Source organism: Streptomyces sp. NRRL F-5755 (genome assembly GCF_001279365.1).
Classification (GTDB): Bacteria; Actinomycetota; Actinomycetes; order Streptomycetales; family Streptomycetaceae; genus Streptomyces; species Streptomyces rimosus.
The window spans coordinates 16,412-37,310 of record NZ_LGCW01000318.1 but is presented as its reverse complement, the minus strand read 5'-3'; the positions used below and the strand labels follow the sequence as shown (position 1 = coordinate 37,310).

The 20,899-nt window shown below is 72.0% G+C and carries 23 protein-coding genes; 17 read left to right on the top strand and 6 right to left on the bottom strand.

Going from position 1 to position 20,899, the window contains the following annotated elements; genetic code table 11:
- The first annotated feature begins 213 nt into the window (after positions 1-213).
- From ADK86_RS38450 to ADK86_RS38440, 3 genes are all read left to right on the top strand, one after another.
- Positions 214-1,221 carry an ABC transporter ATP-binding protein gene (locus ADK86_RS38450; protein WP_053700804.1) on the top strand — a complete coding sequence of 336 codons (1,008 nt, stop codon included), beginning with the start codon at positions 214-216 and terminating at the stop codon, positions 1,219-1,221.
- Positions 1,218-2,090, top strand: a complete 873-nt coding sequence (locus tag ADK86_RS38445) for an ABC transporter permease (protein ID WP_107088667.1) — start codon at positions 1,218-1,220, stop codon at positions 2,088-2,090. Before ADK86_RS38450 ends, ADK86_RS38445 begins: the two co-directional genes overlap by 4 nt.
- Before the next feature lie 113 nt (positions 2,091-2,203).
- Positions 2,204-2,944 (top strand): DUF2567 domain-containing protein, encoded by a 741-nt coding sequence (locus tag ADK86_RS38440; protein WP_053700814.1) that lies wholly within the window; start codon positions 2,204-2,206, stop codon positions 2,942-2,944.
- A gap of 267 nt (positions 2,945-3,211) precedes the next feature.
- On the opposite strand, the gene ybaK is transcribed toward ADK86_RS38440, so the two are convergent.
- From ybaK to ADK86_RS38425, 3 genes are all read right to left on the bottom strand, one after another.
- A complete protein-coding gene (ybaK, locus tag ADK86_RS38435; RefSeq protein ID WP_030589421.1) occupies positions 3,212-3,742 on the bottom strand; it encodes a Cys-tRNA(Pro) deacylase in 531 nt (176 codons plus the stop codon).
- Between the two features lie 71 nt (positions 3,743-3,813).
- Positions 3,814-4,632 (bottom strand): LON peptidase substrate-binding domain-containing protein, encoded by an 819-nt coding sequence (locus ADK86_RS38430; RefSeq protein ID WP_053700803.1) that lies wholly within the window; start codon positions 4,630-4,632, stop codon positions 3,814-3,816.
- A gap of 151 nt (positions 4,633-4,783) precedes the next feature.
- On the bottom strand, positions 4,784-6,349 hold the full coding sequence (locus tag ADK86_RS38425) for a hypothetical protein (RefSeq protein ID WP_053700813.1): 1,566 nt from the start codon (positions 6,347-6,349) through the stop codon (positions 4,784-4,786).
- 346 nt (positions 6,350-6,695) lie between these two features.
- On the opposite strand from ADK86_RS38425, the gene hisD reads away from it, so the two are divergent.
- From hisD to ADK86_RS38380, 10 genes are all read left to right on the top strand, one after another.
- Complete coding sequence (hisD, locus tag ADK86_RS38420; protein WP_053700802.1) at positions 6,696-8,018, top strand: histidinol dehydrogenase; 1,323 nt, start codon at positions 6,696-6,698, stop codon at positions 8,016-8,018.
- Between the two features lie 8 nt (positions 8,019-8,026).
- Entirely contained in the window at positions 8,027-9,142 is a 1,116-nt protein-coding gene (locus ADK86_RS38415) for a histidinol-phosphate transaminase (protein WP_053700812.1), read from the top strand.
- Positions 9,139-9,732, top strand: a complete 594-nt coding sequence (gene hisB, locus ADK86_RS38410) for an imidazoleglycerol-phosphate dehydratase HisB (RefSeq protein ID WP_003984418.1) — start codon at positions 9,139-9,141, stop codon at positions 9,730-9,732. Before ADK86_RS38415 ends, hisB begins: the two co-directional genes overlap by 4 nt.
- Positions 9,729-9,893 carry a hypothetical protein gene (locus tag ADK86_RS44055; protein WP_003984417.1) on the top strand — a complete coding sequence of 55 codons (165 nt, stop codon included), beginning with the start codon at positions 9,729-9,731 and terminating at the stop codon, positions 9,891-9,893. The genes hisB and ADK86_RS44055 overlap by 4 nt, the downstream gene beginning before the upstream one ends.
- Complete coding sequence (gene hisH, locus ADK86_RS38400) at positions 9,884-10,537, top strand: imidazole glycerol phosphate synthase subunit HisH (RefSeq protein ID WP_053700801.1); 654 nt, start codon at positions 9,884-9,886, stop codon at positions 10,535-10,537. The genes ADK86_RS44055 and hisH overlap by 10 nt, the downstream gene beginning before the upstream one ends.
- 11 nt (positions 10,538-10,548) lie before the next feature.
- Entirely contained in the window at positions 10,549-11,274 is a 726-nt protein-coding gene (gene priA, locus ADK86_RS38395; RefSeq protein WP_030589401.1) for a bifunctional 1-(5-phosphoribosyl)-5-((5-phosphoribosylamino)methylideneamino)imidazole-4-carboxamide isomerase/phosphoribosylanthranilate isomerase PriA, read from the top strand.
- Positions 11,271-11,666: a Rid family hydrolase gene (locus ADK86_RS38390; protein ID WP_030679853.1), complete on the top strand. Its 396-nt coding sequence runs from the start codon at positions 11,271-11,273 to the stop codon at positions 11,664-11,666. The genes priA and ADK86_RS38390 overlap by 4 nt, the downstream gene beginning before the upstream one ends.
- Positions 11,663-12,418, top strand: a complete 756-nt coding sequence (gene hisF, locus ADK86_RS38385) for an imidazole glycerol phosphate synthase subunit HisF (RefSeq protein WP_003984413.1) — start codon at positions 11,663-11,665, stop codon at positions 12,416-12,418. The genes ADK86_RS38390 and hisF overlap by 4 nt, the downstream gene beginning before the upstream one ends.
- Positions 12,419-12,623: 205 nt before the next feature.
- Positions 12,624-12,845: a hypothetical protein gene (locus ADK86_RS43570; protein ID WP_159394061.1), complete on the top strand. Its 222-nt coding sequence runs from the start codon at positions 12,624-12,626 to the stop codon at positions 12,843-12,845.
- Positions 12,846-12,996: 151 nt separating this feature from the next.
- Entirely contained in the window at positions 12,997-13,764 is a 768-nt protein-coding gene (locus ADK86_RS38380; protein ID WP_199834552.1) for a M23 family metallopeptidase, read from the top strand.
- Positions 13,765-13,807: 43 nt separating this feature from the next.
- Here ADK86_RS38380 and ADK86_RS38375 read toward each other — a convergent pair whose 3' ends face one another.
- The 3 genes from ADK86_RS38375 to ADK86_RS38365 are packed head-to-tail and all read right to left on the bottom strand — an operon-like array spanning position 13,808 to position 17,207.
- A complete protein-coding gene (locus ADK86_RS38375) occupies positions 13,808-14,554 on the bottom strand; it encodes a succinate dehydrogenase/fumarate reductase iron-sulfur subunit (RefSeq protein WP_053700800.1) in 747 nt (248 codons plus the stop codon).
- Positions 14,551-16,500, bottom strand: coding sequence for a fumarate reductase/succinate dehydrogenase flavoprotein subunit (locus ADK86_RS38370; protein ID WP_053700799.1), 1,950 nt, complete (start codon positions 16,498-16,500; stop codon positions 14,551-14,553). Before ADK86_RS38370 ends, ADK86_RS38375 begins: the two co-directional genes overlap by 4 nt.
- Before the next feature lie 2 nt (positions 16,501-16,502).
- A complete protein-coding gene (locus ADK86_RS38365; RefSeq protein ID WP_053700798.1) occupies positions 16,503-17,207 on the bottom strand; it encodes a succinate dehydrogenase cytochrome b subunit in 705 nt (234 codons plus the stop codon).
- A gap of 95 nt (positions 17,208-17,302) precedes the next feature.
- Here ADK86_RS38365 and ADK86_RS38360 point away from each other — a divergent pair, with 95 nt between their 5' ends.
- The 4 genes from ADK86_RS38360 (at position 17,303) to ADK86_RS38345 (ending at position 20,892) form a co-directional block, all read left to right on the top strand.
- The gene (locus ADK86_RS38360; RefSeq protein WP_053700797.1) at positions 17,303-18,205 is read left to right on the top strand and encodes a LysR family transcriptional regulator; all 903 of its coding nucleotides are present in this window, start codon (positions 17,303-17,305) and stop codon (positions 18,203-18,205) included.
- A gap of 269 nt (positions 18,206-18,474) precedes the next feature.
- A complete protein-coding gene (locus tag ADK86_RS38355) occupies positions 18,475-19,047 on the top strand; it encodes a phosphoribosyltransferase family protein (protein ID WP_078952548.1) in 573 nt (190 codons plus the stop codon).
- Between the two features lie 109 nt (positions 19,048-19,156).
- The gene (locus tag ADK86_RS38350; RefSeq protein ID WP_053700796.1) at positions 19,157-20,125 is read left to right on the top strand and encodes a PLP-dependent cysteine synthase family protein; all 969 of its coding nucleotides are present in this window, start codon (positions 19,157-19,159) and stop codon (positions 20,123-20,125) included.
- Entirely contained in the window at positions 20,122-20,892 is a 771-nt protein-coding gene (locus ADK86_RS38345) for a YggS family pyridoxal phosphate-dependent enzyme (RefSeq protein WP_078952547.1), read from the top strand. The genes ADK86_RS38350 and ADK86_RS38345 overlap by 4 nt, the downstream gene beginning before the upstream one ends.
- Positions 20,893-20,899: the final 7 nt, after the last annotated feature.

Here is a 20,899-nt window from a genome sequence, read left to right as displayed (position 1 = left end):
CAGGCGACCGAAGCCCCGGTCGCGTCCATACATTTCGGCCGCTCCAGGCAACGAGGAGAGACCCCTGCGGGGCCCCGAGCCCCCACCCACCGAACCCAAAGCGCAAACCCGCACCCCCACCGGGGCAAACCGCACGCCCCACCGATGGCCGACCCCCACAGGGGGTGAACGAGAGGCAGGCCGTGGGGACGCGTAGGCTCGTGGGTCGTGAGGATGGGTGCGAAGCGGGTGGAGTGCGGCGAGCTGGTGTGTGCCGTGCGGGACCTGGTCAAGACGTACCCCGCGGTGCGCGGGCGGCGAGGGGCGGCGGGGGCGCCGGCGGTTCGGGCGAGTGACGGGATCAGTCTGGACGTACGGCGCGGTGAGATCTTCGGGCTGCTCGGCCCGAACGGTGCCGGCAAGTCGACCCTGGTGCGCCAGCTGACCGGCCTGCTGCGCCCCGATTCCGGCAGCGTCACCGTGCTGGGGCACGACCTCGTGCGGTACCCGGAGCGCGCGGCGCGGCTGCTCGGCTATCTGGGGCAGGAGTCGAGTGCCCTGGACGAGATGACCGTCGCGCTGGCCGTGGAGACGACCGGCCGCCTGCGCGGCCTGACGGCGCGGGACGCGCGCGCCGAGCGGGACGCGGTTCTGGCGGAGCTGGGGCTCGAAGACATCGCCGGACGCCCGCTCAAGCGTCTTTCCGGCGGCCAGCGCCGCCTCGCATGCTTCGCCGCCGTACTCGTCGGCGAGCGTCCGCTGCTGGTTCTGGACGAACCGACCACCGGCATGGACCCCGTGGCGCGCCGCGCCGTATGGGCGGCCGTGGACCGCCGCAGGGCGGACCGCGGCGCCACCGTGCTGCTCGTGACGCACAACGTGATCGAGGCGGAGAGCGTGCTCGACCGGGTCGCGGTGATCGACCGCGGCCGGGTCATCGCCTGCGACACGCCCGGCGGGCTGAAGGGCCTGGTGGGGGAAGAGGTCCGGTTGGAGCTGGTGTGGCGGGAGCGGGCGCCGCTGGACGTGCCCGAGGTGGCGGCGCTCGGCGAGGCCGCGCGGGCCAGCGGGCGCCGCTGGACGCTGCGGCTGTCGCCGGACCGCGCGCGGGAGGCGGTGGCGGCCGTGACGGCCGGCCCGGCCTTCGCCGCGCTGGACGACTTCACGCTCGCGACGCCGAGCCTGGAAGATGTGTATCTCGCGCTGGGGGGCCGTACGGAGGAAGGCTTGGTGAAGGCGTGAGCGTGGTTCCCGCCGAGGCGGACGCGGTGCCGGGGACGGCGGCGGAGACGGTGGCCCGGGCCGTGACCGGGGCCGGGGAGGCGACTCATGCGGAGGACGCGGCCGGCATCGTCGCGGCCCCGCTGGCGCCCCGGGCGCGCCTGTTCCCCGCGCTGAGTGCCGTCTACCGGGCCCAGCTGTCGCGGGCCCGCGTGGCCCGTATCCCGCTGCTGTTCGTGGCGACCTTCCAGTCCATCGGGATCATGGTCCTGATGCGCGGCGTGGTCGACGGCGGCGACGCCGCACGGGCCGTCGTCTCGGGCTCCAGCGTGCTGGTCGTGGCGTTCGTGGCGCTGAACCTGCTGGCGCAGTACTTCGGCCAGCTGCGGGCGGGCGGCGGGCTCGACCACTACGCCACGCTGCCGGTGCCGCCGGCCGCCGTGGTGCTCGGCGCAGCCGCCGCATACGCCTCGTTCACCGCGCCGGGCACGGTGGTCACGGCCGTGACCGGCTGCCTGCTGTTCCAGCTGCCGATGGCGCACCTGTGGGTGCTGATCGCGGTCATCCCGCTGGCCGGGGCCGCCCTCGCGGGGCTCGGCGCCGCGCTCGGCCTGCTCGCGCCCCGCCCCGAACTGGCCACGCTGTGCGGCCAGTTGGGCATGTCGGCGGCTCTGCTGCTGGGCGTGCTGCCGGCCTCCGGGCTGCCCGCGCCGATCTCGTACGCGCGGGATCTGCTGCCGTCCACGTACGGCGTCGAGGCCCTGGCGCGCGGTTTCGACGCCCACCCGGACTGGCTGGCGGTCGTCGCGGACCTGGGCGTCTGCGCGGCGGTGGGCGTGCTGTCGCTGGCGGTGGCGGCCTGGGCGTACCGCCGGGCGGCCGTACGGTGACGGACCCGGCGGATCAGGGGAGTCGGCCGGACGGGTGCGGGCAGACCGGCGGGAACCGGTCGCGGCCCCGGCCTCCCGCCGACCGCACCGTGTCCACCTGGCACGATGACGGGGTGACCGCACCACAGACGCCGCCCAACGACCAGCCATCCCAGGACCGGCCGTCCGACGGCCGACCGCACGACAACCAGCCGCCCGAGCGCGCGTACGATCCCTGGGCCGCTTCGGCCGGGACGGCCCAGGGGGCGTACGCCGCTTCGACCACCGAGGGGACCGCCGTGCAGGACCGGGCCGAGTTCCGCCGGGAGCTGCGCGAGGCGGCGCTGATCGCGATCGTGGCGACGGTGTGCGGCGCGCTGCTGGGCGTCCTGTGGGCGTGGCTGGCGCCGCACGTCCCGCTGATCGCGGACGGCAGAGGCAATGTCTATCTCAAGAACAGCGAGGGCGAGGAGTCCATCGGCGGGGACGGCACGTTCGTCCTGCTGGGCCTCGGCTTCGGGGTGCTGTGCGCGCTGGCGGCCTTCTTCTACCGCAAGGGCGGCGGCATCCCGCTGGTGGTGGCGCTGACGGTGGGCGGGCTGCTCGGTTCGGTGGTGGCCTGGCGGCTCGGCATGTACATGGGCCCGACGTCGGACCTGGCGGCACGGGCCGCGGAGGTCGGCAAGGGCGTCACGTTCGACGCGCCGCTGCGCCTTCAGGCCAAGGGCGCGCTGCTCGCCTGGCCGGTCGCCGCGATGGTCACCCACCTGCTTGTGACCGGGTTCTTCGGGCCCCGCGACCCGGAGCCGCCGATGCCGGACTGGGCCACCGGGCCGCATCAGGCGCCGCCCCCGCCGCCGTCGTCCGACAGCTGACGTAGGGGCCCCGGCCGTCGTCGGACGGCGGGAACGGGCCCGCGAAGCGCACGGGCCCGCCCCGGTCACTCAGGCGGGCCGGCGCCCGTGGTTGGCCTTGCCCTTCTTGATGCGCCACTTGCGCTTGCGGGTCTTCTTCGACATGGGCGTACCTCCTCCACGGGTCGTAGCGGAGGAAGCGGGAGGCGTAAAGACCCCGCACGGTGACGGCCGGGGCGTACGGGACGCATCCGGCCGCGCGGGTCCACCGGGCCCGCGCGGCGACGTTCAGCCGCGCGCGATCTCCGCGAGCGTCGCCCGCGTGAGCTCCTGGAGGTCGGCGGGGGCCAGCTCGACCTCCAGCCCGCGGCGCCCGGCCGACACGCACACCGTCGCGTGCGCGGTGGCCGACGCGTCGATGACCGTGGGCAGCCGCTTGCGCTGGCCGAGGGGCGAAATGCCGCCGCGTACGTAGCCCGTGCTGCGTTCCGCCGCGGCCGGGTCGGCCATCGCGGCGCGCTTGCCGCCGGCCGCGGCGGCCAGGGCCTTGAGGTCGAGGGAGCCGGAGACCGGCACGACGGCGACGGTCAGGGCGCCGTCCACCTCGGCGAGCAGCGTCTTGAAGACCTGGTCGGGGGAGACGCCGAGCGCTTCGGCGGCCTCCTCGCCGTACGACGCGGTGGCCGGGTCGTGCTCGTACGCGTGAAGGGTGAAGTCGACGCCCGCCTCGGTGAGGGCGACCGTCGCGGGCGTGCCCCCGGCGCCGGCCGGCTGCTTCCCGTTCTTCGCCTGCTTGGTCCGCTTCGGCTTCTTGGACATGGTCGTCGCCCCTCGTAAGACTTTTCGGGGTGGTACGGGCACGGGTACGGACGGGACGGCCGCCCGCATGCTCAGTTCGGGCTGGTGGGGTGCCGGGTCAGGTCCACCGCGGGCAGCGACGGGAGCTTACCGATCACCGCCGTCTCCTGGCGGAGGAGTTCCAGCTCCCGGGTGAGCCGGGCCGCGGTGTCCGGCGCCTCTAGGAGGCGCTGCTTGGCGGGGATGTCGAGCACGGCGGCGGCCGCGACCAGGTACGACAGCACCGACGGCTCGTCGGGCAGGTCCTGGCCGCCGGCCAGGGTGCGCTCGTTCGCCCAGGCCAGCCGCTTCTGGTAGGTACGGAAGGCCCGGGTGACACCGGAGGCCAGCGCCCCGGCGCCCTCGCCCTCGACCTCCGGCAGCTCCTCCACCTCGCCCATCAGGTACGGGCCTGAGGCGTCCACCGACAGCAGCTTGAAGCGGGTGGTGCCGGTGGCCAGCACCTCGTACCCGGGGGCGTCCGGCCCGGTGCCGGGGGCCGCCCCCTCCGCCGCGGCCCCGGTGTCCTCGTCGGACGCGAGGCCGGTGCCGGGGGCGCCGCTCTTCTCACGGATGGTCGCCGCGTCCGCCACGCACCCCACGGTGTGGAAGGCGCTGATCGGGTCGGGGCCGAAGCCGGCGCCGGGCCCGCCGGCGGGCATCGCCGTGCTGTCCGGCAGGCCGGGGGCGGAGGGCGCCACCTCGCGGCCGTCGCGGATCGCGACGACACCGAACCGGCGCTCGTCCTCGGGAAGCGCGAGCAGGTCGCGCATCATGGCCCGGTACCGCGCCTCGAAGACGTTGAGCGGGAGGACGAGTCCCGGGAACAACACCGAGTTCAGCGGGAAGAGCGGTAGGCGCACGGAGGTCACAGCCCGTAAGCCTAGAGCCTGTGGAGACGGGTGTGGTTCGCGGCCCGTGATCCGGGGCCCGGCACCAGGGGACGACGGCCCTCGTGCGAGGGCCGGGCGGCCCTGGAGCGGACGCCGTCCCCACACGCTCCCGCCACCGCAGCAGCCGCGACTACTGCCGCCGCAGCAGCCGCGACGCGCCCGCCGCGACCGTCGTCGCCAGCACCCAGCCCGTCAGAATCATGACCGCGGCCACCCACTGGGACGCGCCGTCCGGCTTCCACGACGAGCCCTGGTAGAGGTCGATCACCGGCAGCAGCAGATCGAGGGAGTAGAGGTACGGGTTCCAGGGCGGCGCCTCGCCTGGCTTGAGCGCCGGGGGCGGGTACTGCGCGAAGTAGACCGTGCCGAGCGCCCACAGGAGCGCCATCCACACCGCGGCCCGACCGGGACGGTAGCCGTACGCCACCGTCCAGTCCTGGAGGACGCCCCACGCCTTGGCGGCCAGCGGCAGCGTCTCGCGCCGCCGCCGCTGCTTGGCGAGCAGCACCTCGCGCGCGTCGGAGTCCTCGCCACTGCGGCGCAGGGCGGCGGCGAGCATCTCGTACGGCTCGGGCGCGTACTCCGGTGTGGCGGCGGCCACCCACTCCAGCCGCCGGGACAGCGGGAAGTGCCCACGCGGGATCAGCGTCTCGTAGTTGAAGCCCGCCATCCACAGCCCGCCCAGCCCCGGCCAGCTCGCCGCCTTGTCGACCAGGTTGACGACCCGGGCGCCGGAGAGGATGACCCGCCCGCGCTGCGGCCGCTCGCCCAGGAAGCGCAGCTCCGGGGTCTGGATGCGGCGCAGCGACAGCTCCTGGTCGGGCTCCATGATGAAGCGCGCCTGCTCGAAGTCGACGGCGTCGCCGAACCGCCCGTCGTCCAGCCGCATCCCGCCCTCGCACTCGAAGCGCTGCAGGCGGGTGCCGCGGGTGGGGGTGTGGGCGATGCCGTACGGGGGAGTGGCGGCCGCGCTGGAGAACGGCGAGTTGGCCAGGCCCGCGCCGGTCAGGTACAGCGTGCGCTCGACCGTCATCTGCGGGGCGTTCAGGGCGCGGCGGCCGTACGGGTTGCTCAGCCGGCTGCCGCGCAGGCTCAGCGACACGCCGATCGTCGCGCCGCGCAGCGACAGCTCCCCGTAGGACTCCATCATCTCGGCCTGGAGGTCCTGGGCGACGGTGAGCCCGTCCGCCATCACCGACCGGCCCTGCCGGTCCTTGTGCACCACCGTCTGGTTGAGCAGCAGATCCGTGCCGATGTGCGCGTCGGTCAGCCGGATGCCGGAGCGCACGACGCAGCGCGGCAGGTGCAGATCGCCCTCGGTGTGCAGCCGGGCCGCCTCGAACCGGGGTATCGCGCAGCCCACCATGCGCAGTGTGGTGAAGCGGCTCTCGGGCAGCACGACCTCGTTCTGGAAGCGGCAGTCGCGCAGCTCCACGAATGGCTTGATCGTGCCGCCCGCAAGGTCGAGAGTGTCGGTGATGTACGCACCCGCCAGTTTCAGCGCGGAGACCCGGCCGGGCTGCGCGGGCGGCCCCTCCAGCAGCAGGAGCGCCAGAATGCGGCCGCGCACCCGCCGGTCCGGACCCCACCGGAACTGCCCGTGCGGATCGTCCCTGGCCGGGTCGCCGGTGCGCAGATCACAGGTGCTGCCGTTGCGGAACGCCTGCCACATGCTCCATTCGGCCGGGTTGAGCATGAGCTCCGCCGGCGCGTCGCCCTCCTCCGGCGTGGCCACCTGACTTCCCCCTTTCCCCGCTGTTCCCCGTGTCTCCCCGCTCCCCGGGCGGGTCCGTACGGTCCCGCGTACGGGCGTCCGCGTCCAGCGGTTTCCCGTACGCCCGGTGTCCCGTGCGTCAGCCCCGTCACTCCGTACGCCCGTACGAGCCCCATTCCCGCTGAGTGACCGGCTCAACACGAACCGTGAGGACCGGTTCCGGCCGGTCTTCCGCCAGGTCCGGTGGGGTCCGCGCGGTCCGCGGTGCTGTGTATCACCGACTGATACGGGCGACCGCACCCGGGAACGGGTCTGAGACACTGGAGGGGTGATCTCCCGAATCGATCTGCGCGGTGACGCCCTCCCCGAGGGTGCCGCCCTGCGCGACCTGCTGCCCCGTGCCGAGTTCGACGTGGAAGCCGCCCTGGAGAAGGTGCGGCCCATCTGCGAGGACGTGCGCCATCGTGGGACGGCCGCGCTGATCGAGTACGCCCATCGGTTCGACGGGGTCGCCATCGAGCGCGTACGGGTGCCCGCCGAGGCACTGGAGCGCGCGCTCGCGGAGCTGGACCCGGCCGTACGGGCCGCCCTGGAGGAGTCGATCCGGCGCGCCCGGATCGTCCACCGCGAGCAGCGCCGCACGGACGTCACCACCAAGGTCGTACCCGGCGGCACGGTCACCGAGCGCTGGGTCCCGGTCGAGCGCGTCGGCCTGTACGTACCCGGTGGCCTGGCCGTCTACCCGTCCTCCGTCGTCATGAACGTCGTGCCCGCGCAGGAGGCGGGCGTCGACGCGGTCGCCGTCACCTCCCCGCCGCAGGCGGAGTTCGGCGGCCTGCCGCACCCGACCATCCTCGCCGCCTGCGCCCTGCTCGGCGTGGACGAGGTGTACGCGGCCGGCGGCGCCCAGGCGATCGCGATGTTCGCGTACGGCACCGAGGAGTGCCGCCCGGTCAACCTGGTCACCGGCCCCGGCAACATCTACGTCGCCGCCGCCAAGCGCCTGCTCAAGGGCCGGATCGGCATCGACGCGGAGGCCGGTCCCACCGAGATCGCGGTCCTCGCGGACGCCACCGCCGACGCCGCGCACGTCGCCGCCGACCTGATCAGCCAGGCCGAGCACGACACGCTCGCCGCCGCCGTCCTGGTCACCGATTCGGCCGAACTGGCCGCCGCCGTCGAGACCGAGCTGAAGACCCAGGTGGCCGCGACCAGGCACACCGAGCGGATCAGCACCGCGCTGGCCGGCCGGCAGTCCGCGATCGTGCTGGTGGACGGCGTGGACGAGGGCCTGAAGGTGGTCGACGCCTACGGCGCCGAGCACCTGGAGATCCAGACCGCCGACGCCCCCGCCGTCGCCGCCCGCGTCCGCAACGCCGGCGCGATCTTCGTCGGCCCGTACGCCCCCGTCTCGCTCGGCGACTACTGCGCCGGCTCCAACCACGTGCTGCCCACCGGCGGCTGCGCCTGCCACTCCTCGGGCCTGTCCGTCCAGTCGTTCCTGCGCGGCATCCATGTCGTGGACTACAGCCGCGACGCGCTGGCCGAGGTCGCCCACCATGTGGTGACCCTCGCCGAGGCCGAGGACCTCCCGGCCCACGGCGCGGCGCTGAAGGCCAGGTTCGACTGGAAGATCCCGCAGGGCGAGTGAGCGAGCACGTGACGAAGATCGACGACCTTCCCATCCGGGACGAGCTGCGCGGCAAGTCCCCGTACGGCGCGCCGCAGCTGGACGTCCCCGTACGCCTGAACACCAACGAGAACCCGTACCCGCTGCCCGAGCCCCTGGTGCGGCGCATCGCCGAGCGGGTCACCGAGGCCGCCCGCGAGCTGAACCGCTACCCCGACCGGGACGCGGTCGAGCTGCGGACGGCGCTGGCCGCCTACCTGACGCGCACCGGCGGCCACGAGGTCACCGTCGCCAACGTCTGGGCCGCCAACGGCTCCAACGAGGTCATCCAGCAGCTGCTCCAGACCTTCGGCGGCCCGGGCCGCACCGCCATCGGCTTCGAGCCCTCGTACTCGATGCACGGCCTGATCTCCCGCGGCACCGGCACCGGCTGGCTCTCCGGCCCGCGCAACGACGACTTCACCATCGACGTCGAGGCGGCCGGGGCGGCCATCGGCGAGCACCGGCCCGACGTGGTCTTCATCTGCTCGCCCAACAACCCCACCGGCACCGCCGTCGCCGCCGAAACGGTTCTCGCGCTGTACGAGGCCGCGCAGGCGGCCCGCGCGGAGACCGGCGGCGCGCTGGTCGTGGTGGACGAGGCGTACGGCGAGTTCAGCCACCGCCCCTCGCTGCTCCCGCTGATCGAGGGCCGCCCCAATCTGGTCGTCTCGCGCACCATGTCCAAGGCGTTCGGCGCCGCCGGCCTGCGCCTGGGCTACCTGGCCGCCGACCCCGCCGTGGTCGACGCCGTCCAGCTCGTCCGCCTGCCGTACCACCTCTCGTCCGTCACCCAGGCCACCGCGCTCGCCGCCCTGGAGCACACCGACACGCTCCTGAAGTACGTCGAGCAGCTCAAGGCCGAGCGCGACCGGCTGGTGGACGAGCTGCGCGCCATCGGCTGCGAGGTGGTCGACTCGGACGCCAACTTCGTCCAGTTCGGGCGGTTCGAGGACCAGCACGCCACCTGGCGGGCCATCCTCGACCAGGGCGTCCTGGTCCGTGACAACGGCGTACCGGGCTGGCTGCGGGTCACCGCGGGAACCCCGACCGAGAACGACGCGTTCCTCGACGCGGTCCGTGCAGTACTGAAGGAGAACCGATGAACCGCGTTGGGCGCGTGGAGCGCACCACGAAGGAGACCTCGGTGCTGGTCGAGATCGATCTCGACGGCACCGGCCAGGTCGATGTGTCGACAGGCGTCGGCTTCTACGACCACATGCTCGACCAGCTCGGCCGGCACGGCCTCTTCGACCTCAAGGTCAAGACCGACGGCGACCTGCACATCGACACCCACCACACCATCGAGGACACCGCCCTCGCGCTGGGCGCCGCCTTCAAGCAGGCCCTCGGCGACAAGGTCGGCATCTACCGCTTCGGCAACTGCACCGTCCCGCTGGACGAGTCGCTGGCCCAGGTGACCGTCGACCTCTCGGGGCGTCCCTACCTGGTGCACACCGAGCCGGAGAACATCGCGCCGATGATCGGCACGTACGACACCACGATGACCCGGCACATCCTGGAGTCCTTCGTGGCGCAGGCGCAGATCGCCCTGCACGTCCACGTGCCGTACGGCCGCAACGCCCACCACATCGTGGAGTGCCAGTTCAAGGCGCTGGCCCGCGCGCTGCGCTACGCCAGCGAGCGCGACCCGCGCGCCGCCGGCATCCTCCCCTCGACCAAGGGAGCGCTGTGAACGGCCTGTCCACCGTCTTCATCGTGCTCGGCCTCTTCCTGCTCGGCGGGCTCTACTCCTTCTGGAAGCAGGGGATGGGCAAGAGCGTGCTCGTCCTGCTGGGCATCGGCTCGGCCATGTGCCTGGCCGCCGGCATTCTCCGTCTGGATGTGTGGAATTGAGTACCGCACCCGCGAAGAAGGTCGTGGTCTTCGACTACGGCTTCGGCAACGTCCGCTCCGCCGAGCGCGCCCTCGCCCACGTCGGCGCCGATGTGGAGATCACCGGTGACTACGACAAGGCGATGAACGCCGACGGGCTGCTGGTCCCCGGCGTCGGCGCCTTCGCCGCCTGCATGAAGGGCCTGCGCGAGGCCCGCGGCGACTGGGTCATCGGCCGCCGGCTGGCCGGCGGCCGCCCCGTCATGGGCATCTGCGTCGGCATGCAGATCCTCTTCTCCCGCGGCATCGAGCACGGCGTGGAGACCGAGGGCATGGACGAGTGGCCCGGCACGGTCGGCCCGCTCAAGGCCGACGTGGTGCCGCACATGGGCTGGAACACCGTCCAGGCCGCCGAGGGCTCGCGCCTGTTCGCCGGGCTGCCCGCCGACGCGCGCTACTACTTCGTGCACTCCTACGCCGTACGCGACTGGGAGCTGGAAGTCGGCAACCCCAACATGCGCGCGCCCAAGGTCACCTGGGCCACGCACGGCGAGCCGTTTGTGGCCGCCGTCGAGAACGGCCCGCTGTGGGCCACCCAGTTCCACCCCGAGAAGTCCGGCGACGCCGGCGCCCAGCTGCTGTCCAACTGGACCCAGACCCTCTAGGACCCTCCGCGATGAGCAAGCTCGAACTCCTCCCCGCCGTCGACGTCCGCGACGGCCAGGCGGTCCGCCTCGTGCACGGCGAGTCCGGCTCCGAGACCTCCTACGGCGACCCGCTGCAGGCCGCGCTGGCCTGGCAGCGCGCGGGCGCCGAGTGGCTGCACCTGGTCGACCTGGACGCGGCGTTCGGCACCGGCGACAACCGCGCGCAGATCGCCGAGGTGGCCCGCTCGATGGACATCAAGGTCGAACTGTCCGGCGGCATCCGCGACGACGCCTCCCTGGAGGCCGCGCTCGCCACCGGCTGCAAGCGCGTCAACCTCGGTACGGCCGCGCTGGAGACCCCCGAGTGGGTCGCCAAGGTCATCGCCGAGCACGGCGACAAGATCGCGGTCGGCCTGGACGTCCGCGGCACCACGCTGCGCGGCCGCGGCTGGACCCGCGACGGCGGCGACCTCTACGAGACGCTGGCCCGCCTCGACTCCGAGGGCTGCGCCCGCTACGTCGTCACCGACATCAACAAGGACGGCACCCTCCAGGGCCCCAACCTGGAACTGCTGCGCAATGTCTGCGCCGCGACGGACCGGCCGGTTGTCGCCTCCGGCGGCGTCTCGTCCCTGGACGACCTGCGCGCCATCGCCACACTGGTGCCGGAGGGCGTGGAGGGCGCGATCGTCGGCAAGGCGCTCTACGCCAAGGCGTTCACCCTGGAAGAGGCATTGGAGGCCGTGTCGTCATGACCATCGAGCGCGCGCAGACCGACAGTCCCTGGGAAGAGATCATCGGATTCGCGCGCGCCGTGGCGGCCGGCGACCGCGTCCTGGTCGCCGGCACGATGCCACTGGTCGGCGGCGTGCTGTACGGGGAGGGCGACCCGTACGAGCAGACCAAGGTCGCCTTCTCCAACGCGCTGGCCGCCCTGGAGCCCTTCGGGCTCGGCGCCGGCGCGGTCATCCGCACCCGTATGTACCTGACCCACGCCCGTGACGTGGACGCGGCGGCCCGCGCCCACAAGGAACTCTTCGACGCCGTACGGCCCACCGCGACCCTGGTCGTGGTCTCCGGCTTCGCCGACTCGCGCGTACTGGTCGAAGTCGAACTCGAAGCATTCAGAGAGGCCACGAGCACATGACCCTGGCGGTCCGAGTCATCCCCTGCCTGGACGTGGACAACGGCCGGGTCGTCAAGGGCGTCAATTTCAAGAATCTGCGCGACGCCGGCGACCCCGTCGAAATGGCCAAGATCTACGGCCAGGAGGGCGCCGACGAGCTGACCTTCCTCGACATCACGGCCTCCTCCGGCAACCGCGAGACCACCTACGACGTGGTCCGCCGCACCGCCGAACAGGTCTTCATCCCCCTCACCGTCGGCGGCGGCGTCCGCACCCCCGAGGACGTCGACAAACTCCTGCGCGCCGGCGCGGACAAGGTCGGCGTCAACACCGCCGCCATCGCCCGCCCCGACCTGATCCGCGAGATCGCCGAACGCTTCGGCAGCCAGGTCCTGGTCCTCTCCGTCGACGCCCGCCGCACCGAAACCGGCTCCTTCGAGGTCACCACCCACGGCGGCCGCCGCGGCACCGGCATCGACGCCGTCGAATGGGCCCACCGCGCCGCCGACCTCGGCGCCGGCGAGATCCTGCTGAACTCCATGGACGCCGACGGCACCAAGGACGGCTACGACACCGAAATGATCGCCGCCGTCCGCAAGCACGTCACGGTCCCCGTCATCGCCAGCGGCGGCGCCGGCCGCCTGGCCGACTTCCCCCCGGCGGTCGAGGCCGGCGCGGACGCGGTGCTGGCCGCCTCGGTGTTCCACTTCGGGGATCTGCGGATCGGCGAGGTGAAGGAGACGCTGCGGGGGGCGGGGCATCCGGTGCGGTGATCCGACCCCTGGTTCATGCGGGTTCGAGGCGCCCTTCACATCCCGGTGGAGGGCGCCTCGGCGCGTGTGCGCACCGTGGCGTACCGGTGAGGCGTCAAGGAAGGGAGCGGCCGGATGCCTGAGGCGGGGAGAACGCATGTCCGTCCGGTCCCCCGTGACAGCGGCTGGGGGACGAGCGCACCGTGCGGTGCCTTAGCCTGCGGGCATGCCTGCGATCACGGTTGCTTTTACCGCGGAAGAACTGGCCGAACTGTATGCCGAGGCCGAGGAATTGGGCGTGCCGGTGGAGAGGATGGCGCGCAGGGTCGTCTGCGCAAGCGTTGCGCGCAGCAGGCGGCAGAGGTGTCGTGCCGGGGGCCGAGTACGCACCGGTGCACACGGCTTGTCCGAGGCCGGGTTGCGTCCGAGTGACGGCGAGGAAACGTGAACGTGGCTGGGAGGAGGCGGAACTCGGGCGCGTAACGGGCCTATCGGGACAGCCGCTGCCCGATTCCCGCGTGGTGCTTGTGTTCATGGTCGGGGGCTCCCTACCGTTCTCGCGTTCGGATCCCGGATGCCCACCGGAAGGGAACCTCGCCATGATGTTTTCCCCGACAGGCCGCCACCGAGCCCCGCGTCGCCGCAGCGGTGCGGGGCGATTACTCACCCGCGCCTCGACCGCGGCGGCCACTCTCGCGCTGCCGGTCGTCGGCGCGTCCGTCGCCTCCGCGGCGGACGGTGGGACGTACACCGTCGCCCCTGGCGACAGCCTCTCCAAGATTGCCGCGAAGCACGGGGTCGAGGGCGGTTGGAGCAAGCTGTATGCGAGCAATCGCGCAGCGGTCGGAGGCAATCCAGATCTGATCAAGGTCGGTACGAAACTGAAGCTGAGCGGTACGGCCGCGAAACCGAAGCAACGCGCCGCGCGCTCCGCCGAGCGGCCCGCCGTGCGGGCCGCGGCCGGTGACGCCGTACGGCCCGTCAGTGGCGGGACGCTCACCGCCGGGTTCGGGGCCGGGGGAAGTCACTGGGCCCGCGCGCACACGGGGCAGGACTTCGCCGTGCCGGTGGGGACCGCCGTGCGCGCCGCCCGCGGCGGGACCGTGGTGAAGGCCGGCTGGGGCGGCGCGTACGGGTACGAGGTCGTCATCCGGCACCACAGCGGCTCGTACACGCAGTACGCGCATCTTTCGCAGATCCGGGTGGCGGAAGGTAGCAGCGTCGACGCCGGTGAGCGCATCGGGCGGTCCGGTGCCACCGGCAACGTCACCGGACCGCACCTGCACTTCGAGGTCCGGGCCACCCCGAACTACGGATCCGCCGTGGACCCGATGGCCTGGCTGCGCCGGCACGGCGCGTTCGACTGAGCGGGGCGGGCGGCCCACCGGGTTCCGGACGACCGCGGCCGTTTCACCGCCTGCCCTTGCGGGCCGCCCGTACGTACTCCCGGTTCATCTTCGTGATGCTGAACAGCGGGATGCCCTTCGGACAGGCGGTGGCGCACTCGCCGGTGAGGGTGCAGCCGCCGAAGCCCTCCTCGTCCATCGTGGACACCATGTCCAGGACCCGCGACTCGCGTTCGGGCGCGCCCTGGGGGAGCACGTTGAGGTGGTTGATCTTGGCCGAGGTGAACAGCATCGCCGAGCCGTTCGGGCAGGCCGCCACGCACGCGCCGCAGCCGATGCACTCGGCGTGCTCGAAGGCGGTGTCCGCGTCCGGCTTCGGTACGGGTGTGGCGTGCGCCTCGGGCGCCGCGCCGGTCGGCGCGGTGATGTAGCCGCCGGACTGGATGATCCGGTCGAAGGCGGAGCGGTCGACGACCAGGTCCCGTACGACGGGGAAGGCCGCCGCGCGCCACGGCTCGACGTCGATGGTGTCGCCGTCCCGGAAGGAGCGCATGTGCAGCTGGCAGCTGGTGGTGCGCTCCGGGCCGTGTGCCTCGCCGTTGATGACGAGGCTGCACGCGCCGCAGATGCCCTCGCGGCAGTCGTGGTCGAAGGCGACCGGGTCGTCGCCCTTGAGGATCAGTTCTTCGTTGAGGGTGTCGAGCATTTCCAGGAACGACATGTCGGGGGAGATGCCGTCCACGTCGTAGGTGGTCATGCCGCCTTCGGCGCCGGCGTCGCGCTGGCGCCAGACGCGCAGGGTGAGCTTCATGCGTAGCTCCGCTGGGTGGGGTGGACGTACTCGAAGACCAGGTCTTCCCTGTGCAGGACGGGAGCCGTGCCGGTGCCGGTGAACTCCCAGGCCGCGGCGTAGGAGAACTCCTCGTCGCGGCGGGCGGCCTCGCCGTCCGGGGTCTGCGACTCCTCGCGGAAGTGGCCGCCGCAGGACTCGGCGCGGTGCAGCGCGTCGAGGCACATCAGCTCGGCCAGTTCCAGGTAGTCGACGATGCGGTTGGCCTTCTCCAGGGACTGGTTGAGTTCCTCGCCGGTGCCGGGCACCTTGATGCGGCGCCAGAACTCCTCGCGGATCTGCGGGATGCGGTCCAGCGCCTTGCGCAGACCGGTTTCCGTACGGGCCATGCCGCACAGCTCCCACATCAGCTCGCCCAGTTCGCGGTGGAAGGAGTCGGGGGTGCGGTCGCCATCGACGGACAGGAGGAGGTTGAGCTGGTCCTCGGTCCGGGCCAGCGCCTCCTGGACGGCGGGGTGATCGGTGGTGACCTCGTCGTGGCGGGGGTTGCGGGCCAGGTAGTCGTTGATCGTCGACGGCAGGACGAAGTAGCCGTCGGCCAGGCCCTGCATGAGGGCGGACGCGCCGAGCCGGTTGGCGCCGTGGTCGGAGAAGTTGGCCTCCCCGATGGCGAACAGGCCGGGGACGGTGGTCTGGAGGTCGTAGTCGACCCAGAGGCCGCCCATCGTGTAGTGCACGGCGGGGTAGATCCGCATCGGCACCTCGTACGGGTTCTCGGCGGTGATCCGCTCGTACATCTCGAAGAGGTTGCCGTACTTCTCCTCGACGGCCTTGCGGCCCATCCGGGCGATGGCGTCCGCGAAGTCCAGGTAGACGCCCTGGCCGCCGGGGCCGACGCCGCGTCCTTCGTCGCACACGTTCTTGGCGGCGCGGGAGGCGATGTCGCGGGGGACGAGGTTGCCGAAGGAGGGGTAGATCCGCTCCAGGTAGTAGTCGCGCTCGGCCTCGGGGATCTCGGCTGGCGGGCGGGTGTCGCCCTTGGCCTTCGGCACCCAGATGCGGCCGTCGTTGCGCAGCGACTCGCTCATCAGCGTCAGCTTGGACTGGTGGTCGCCGGTGCGCGGGATGCAGGTGGGGTGGATCTGGGTGAAGCAGGGGTTGGCGAAGTACGCGCCGCGCCGGTGCGCCCGCCAGATGGCGGTGGCGTTGGAGTTCATGGCGTTCGTCGACAGGTAGAACACGTTGCCGTAGCCGCCGGAGGCGAGCACCACGGCGTCCGCGAAGTAGGTGTCGATCCGGCCGGTGATCAGATCGCGGGCGACGATGCCGCGCGCCCGGCCGTCGATGACGATCAGGTCGAGCATCTCCGTACGCGGGTGCATCTCGACGTGGCCGGCGGCGATCTGCCGGGAGAGCGCCTGGTAGGCGCCGAGCAGCAGCTGCTGCCCGGTCTGGCCGCGCGCATAGAACGTACGGGAGACCTGGACGCCGCCGAAGGAGCGGGTGTCGAGCAGGCCGCCGTACTCCCGGGCGAACGGCACGCCCTGCGCCACGCACTGATCGATGATCTCCACGGAGATCTGCGCCAGGCGGTGCACATTGGACTCGCGGGCCCGGAAGTCGCCGCCCTTGACGGTGTCGTAGAACAGGCGGTGCACCGAGTCGCCGTCGTTGCGGTAGTTCTTCGCCGCGTTGATGCCGCCCTGCGCGGCGATCGAGTGGGCGCGGCGCGGCGAGTCCTGGTAGCAGAACTGGACCACGTGGTAGCCCTGTTCGGCGAGCGTGGCGCCCGCCGAGCCGCCGGCCAGGCCGGTGCCGACGACGATGACGGTGTGCTTGCGGCGGTTGGCCGGGTTGACCAGCTTGGCCCGGAAGCGGCGGGTGTCCCAGCGCTCGGCGACCGGGCCCTCGGGCGCCTTGGTGTCGGCGACCGGCTCCCCGGTCCGGTAATCGGTGTACGCGGTCATGGTCAGCTCACTGCTCCGGTCACGACGGCCACCGGTACGGCGACGAAGCCCGCCGTCAGCACCAGGGCGAGGAGGTTGGCGACGGTCTTGAGCGCCCGGTCCCGGGCGGCGCTGCCCACGCCCAGCGTCTGCGCGGCGCTCCAGAACCCGTGCCGGATGTGCAGTCCGAGGGCGAGCATCGCCACGATGTAGAGCGTGGTGACGGGCCAGCGGTCGAAGGACGCGATCAGGTTCTCGTACGGGTGGCCGGCCTCGGCGCGCGGGTTCACCGTCAGCGTCGTGAGGTCCAGGATGTGCCAGACGATGAACAGCGCGAGGATGACGCCGCCCCAGCGCATGGTGCGGGTGGCGTAGCTGGTGCGCGCCTTCTTGTGGACGTACTTGCCCGGCCGCGCCTTGATGTCGCGGCGGCTGAGCTGGAAGGCGGCGACCCCATGGGTGAGGACGGCGGCCAGCAGCACCACCCGCGCGATCCACAGGAACCACTCGTGGTGCAGGAAGGGTTCGCCGACGGTCCGCAACCAGTGCGCGTAGCCGTTGAACTCGTCGGGACCGAAGAAAATCTTGAGGTTGCCCATCATGTGCGCGACCAGGTACAGCAGCATCACCACGCCGCTGACCGCCATCGCGGTCTTCTTGCCGACGGTCGAGCGCCACAGCAGGCCCGCGAAGGACGGCCGCCGATCCGTCCGGGTGTCCAGTGCCATGGGTCCCGACGGTAGGGACCGAACGGCCCATCAGTCCAAGACATGGAACGGCTCATCTCCATAGACTTTGGCTATCGCCGCCTATCATCGGCCGTATGCAGCTCCAGCAGCTCCGCTACTTCGCCGCGGTCGCCGATACCCGCCACTTCACCCGCGCCGCCGAACGCGAGCACGTCGCGCAGCCCTCGCTGTCGCAGCAGATCAGGGCCCTGGAACGGGAGCTGGGCGCCGAGCTGTTCCACCGGGCGCGCGGCCACATCACCCTCACCGACGCGGGCCGCACCCTGCTGCCGCTGGCCCGGCGCATCCTCGCCGACACCGAGACGGCGCGGCGCGAGGTGCAGGAGGTGGCGCAGCTGCGGCGCGGCCGGCTGCGGCTCGGCGCGCCGCCCAGCCTGTGCGCGAGCCTGGTCCCGGACGTGCTGAGCGTCTTCCACGCCGCGTATCCGGGCGTGGACCTGGTCGTCCACGAGGACGGTTCGCAGGATCTCGTACGGGTCCTGGCGGCCGGCGAGCTGGACCTCGCGCTCATCATCACCCCGCTCCCGGAGCAGGCCCCGGCGCTGGCCACCGCCGAACTGCTGCGGGAGGAACTGGTCGTGGTCTCGTCGCCGGACCATCCGGCCCCGGTGGGGCGCGGGCGCCGGATGCGCGTCGAAGATCTCCGGGACCACCCGCTGGCGATGTTCCGGCGCGGCTACGACCTGCGGGAGTTCACCGTGGCGGCCTGCCGCGCGGCCGGTTTCGAACCGGTCTTCACCGTGGAGGGCGGCGAAATGGACGCGGTACTGGGTTTCGTACGCGCCGGGCTGGGCGTCGCGGTCGTCCCCAGCATGGTCGCCGAACGCTCCGGGCTGCGCGTCACCCGCTTCGCCACCCCGGGCATGCACCGGGTGATCTCGGTGGCCCACCGGGGAGATGTCTCGCCGCCGCGGGCCGCCCGGGAACTCACGCGCATTCTCATGGCGCATCTGGGGCTGGAGTTGCCGGGCGGGTGACGGGGCCTGGCGCATTAGCGACTCTTTTTGATTTCCTGCAAGGGGCGGTTTTCGGCCACGCGAAGATGGAGGGGCGCGTAGCGGTGCGGAGCGGCGTGCAGGTGGCAGGGGGCGCGAACCGGCGTGCGACACAGGGGTCCCAGGGCGAACAGACCGTTTTCGGGCAGAAGCAGGGGTGACCATTGCGCTTTCTACGTTTGCGGCGCTAAAACAGCTGCATTCGCCGAATCGGCGGCAGTGCAATGGATTTACGGGGGGAAGATCCAGAAATGCCGATGTTGCTGGAAGACGTGTACGCGGGAGCGCCGACCGTAAAATCCGGGCGGCACATCACCACCGTCAACGAATTCACCGACCAATCGCCCGCACTCCGCCCCGAGGTGCTCGCGGAGGCGACCCGGCGGCTGGTCGAACTGGGGGACTTCGAGACCGGGAAGATCCTGGTCGAGGAGGACAAGGGCGCCATCCTCGGCAGCGCGGTGTCGCTGGCCGTGGGACTGCCGCTCGCGGTGGCCCGCTGGTACACCTACGACCTGAGCGGCCATGGCATCTCGGTGCCCGTCGACAGCGAATACTTCGCGGGCACGCTCTACATCAACGGCGTCGAACCGGGGGACCGGGTGACGATCGTCGACGACACGATCAGCACCGGCGGCACCCTCGTCGCCCTGATCGAGGCCGTCCGGAAGGCCGGCGCGCGGGTCGAGGAAGTGCTGGTAGCGGTGGAGAAGCCGGAGAACGGCGGCCGCGAGCGGGTCGCCGAGCGCTTCGGCATCGCGGTCCGCTCGGTCATCCGTATCGCCGTCGACCCGGGCACCGGGCGCGTCAACGTCCTGGGCTGAGGCCGCGGGGAAACAGTGCCGCACGCCGGCGCACACACCTTCCCGACCCTTCCTGTCATTTTCCCGCACGCCGGAGCACAACCGTTCAGGCACGCCCGAGGAGTTTTGTGTGAGCACGACCGATCCCGGCGCCGAGACCGGCCGCACGGAATTGTACGAACTGCGCCGTATCGCCGAGCCGGGAGCCGCCCGGATATTCGCCAAATGTGAATTCCGCAATCCCACCGGAAGCCACAAGGACCGGGTCTTCTCCTATATGATCGACGAACTGGAGAAGGCTGGAACGATCAGCCCCGGAATGACCCTGGTCGAATGCTCGACCGGAAATGGCGGCGCCGCCCTGTCCCGGGTCGGCGCACAGCGCGGATATCGCATCGTCATCATCATGCCGGAAGGCATGACCGAAGAACGCAGGAAACAGATCGCGTCATGGGGCGGCACGGTCGTCGAGACCTCGGCGGACGGCTTCCTGCTGGAGGGCGAGGAGACCGCCCGGCGGTATGTGGCCGAAAACTCCGGCAGTCACTTCCTCGATCAGTCCACCAATGAACTCAACTGGCGCGCATGGCGCTCCTGCGGCCACGAGATCGTCACCGAGCTGCGCGCGGCCGGGCGGACCCCCGGCCACTTCATCTGCTCCCTCGGCACCGGCGGCACCTTCACCGGCATCGCCGACGTCCTCAAGGAAGCCCACCCCGGCCTGCGCACCTGGGCCGTCGAGGTGGACCGCTCCGCCGCCCTCTACGCCAAGCGCAACGGCCTGCCCTTCGAGCACCACACCCACAACCTGATGGGCCTGGGCCCGGGCAAGGTCCCGTCCAACCTGCGCGAGGAACTCGTCGACGAGGTCGAACTGATCACCGGCGACGACGGCTGGAGCACCATGAAACGCCTCATCTCCGAGGAGGGCCTGCCCGTCGGGCCCACCGCCGGCGGCAACATCTTCGCCGCCCAGCGGCTGGCCAGGACGCTGCCGCCGGAAGAGGTCGTGATCACCGTGCTGTTCGACTCCGCCTGGAAGTACTTCAGCATCTGGGACGGCCGGTACGACCGCTACCGCACGGAGCCGGACTCATGACCGCCGAGCGCCGGGCCGTGGGGGACCCGGACGCCGCGGACCGCCGGGCCACCGGGGAGCCCGGCGGTACCGCGGAGTACGGCGGTACCGCGGAGTACGGCGGTACCGCGGAGCGCCTGGCCGCCGTCGCCCGCCGCCTCGGCCTGGCCTGCGAGCGGGCCGGGGTGGCGCCCCGGGACGTACGGTTCGTCGCCGTCAGCAAGTTCCACGGCACGCCCGCGCTCACCGCCGCCCTGGAGGCCGGCCACCGCCACTTCGGCGAGAGCCGCGTACAGGAGGCCCAGCGCAAGTGGCCGCCCCTACAAGAGCGCTATCCCGGTACCCGCCTCCACCTCATCGGACCGCTCCAGACCAACAAGGCCGCAGCGGCCGTCGGCGCCTTCGACGTCCTGCACAGCCTGGACCGGCCCCGCCTGGCCGCGGCCCTGGCCGCCGCCATGGAGCGCACCGGCCGCCGCCCGGACTGCTTCGTGCAGGTCAACACCGGCGACGAACCGCACAAGAGCGGGGTGCCGGTCGCCGAGGTGGACGCGTTCGTCAAGGAGTGCGTGGGCACGTACGGGCTGCCCGTCGTCGGCCTGATGTGCATCCCGCCCTACGGCGAGGACCCGCGCCCGCACTTCCGGCTGTTGCGCGCACTGGCCGCCGAACACGGCCTGCGTGAGCTCAGTATGGGGATGAGCGCCGACTTCGAGACCGCGGTGGCGGAAGGCGCGACCACGGTCCGCGTCGGCGAGGCGGTCTTCGGGCCGCGCCCGCGTCCCTGAGGAGTCA

Bases quoted from the DNA above. Each gene is read 5' to 3' on its own strand.
- ADK86_RS38450 (WP_053700804.1), top strand. From the start codon at position 214: ATGGGTGCGAAGCGGGTGGAGTGCGGCGAGCTGGTGTGTGCCGTGCGG.
- ybaK (WP_030589421.1), bottom strand. From the start codon at position 3,742: ATGTCCAAGAAGCCGAAGCGGACCAAGCAGGCGAAGAACGGGAAGCAG.
- ADK86_RS38425 (WP_053700813.1), bottom strand. From the start codon at position 6,349: ATGCTCAACCCGGCCGAATGGAGCATGTGGCAGGCGTTCCGCAACGGC.
- hisB (WP_003984418.1), top strand. From the start codon at position 9,139: ATGAACCGCGTTGGGCGCGTGGAGCGCACCACGAAGGAGACCTCGGTG.
- priA (WP_030589401.1), top strand. From the start codon at position 10,549: ATGAGCAAGCTCGAACTCCTCCCCGCCGTCGACGTCCGCGACGGCCAG.
- ADK86_RS38390 (WP_030679853.1), top strand. From the start codon at position 11,271: ATGACCATCGAGCGCGCGCAGACCGACAGTCCCTGGGAAGAGATCATC.
- hisF (WP_003984413.1), top strand. From the start codon at position 11,663: ATGACCCTGGCGGTCCGAGTCATCCCCTGCCTGGACGTGGACAACGGC.
- ADK86_RS43570 (WP_159394061.1), top strand. From the start codon at position 12,624: ATGCCTGCGATCACGGTTGCTTTTACCGCGGAAGAACTGGCCGAACTG.
- ADK86_RS38380 (WP_199834552.1), top strand. From the start codon at position 12,997: ATGATGTTTTCCCCGACAGGCCGCCACCGAGCCCCGCGTCGCCGCAGC.
- ADK86_RS38375 (WP_053700800.1), bottom strand. From the start codon at position 14,554: ATGAAGCTCACCCTGCGCGTCTGGCGCCAGCGCGACGCCGGCGCCGAA.
- ADK86_RS38370 (WP_053700799.1), bottom strand. From the start codon at position 16,500: ATGACCGCGTACACCGATTACCGGACCGGGGAGCCGGTCGCCGACACC.
- ADK86_RS38365 (WP_053700798.1), bottom strand. From the start codon at position 17,207: ATGGCACTGGACACCCGGACGGATCGGCGGCCGTCCTTCGCGGGCCTG.
- ADK86_RS38360 (WP_053700797.1), top strand. From the start codon at position 17,303: ATGCAGCTCCAGCAGCTCCGCTACTTCGCCGCGGTCGCCGATACCCGC.
- ADK86_RS38355 (WP_078952548.1), top strand. From the start codon at position 18,475: ATGCCGATGTTGCTGGAAGACGTGTACGCGGGAGCGCCGACCGTAAAA.
- ADK86_RS38345 (WP_078952547.1), top strand. From the start codon at position 20,122: ATGACCGCCGAGCGCCGGGCCGTGGGGGACCCGGACGCCGCGGACCGC.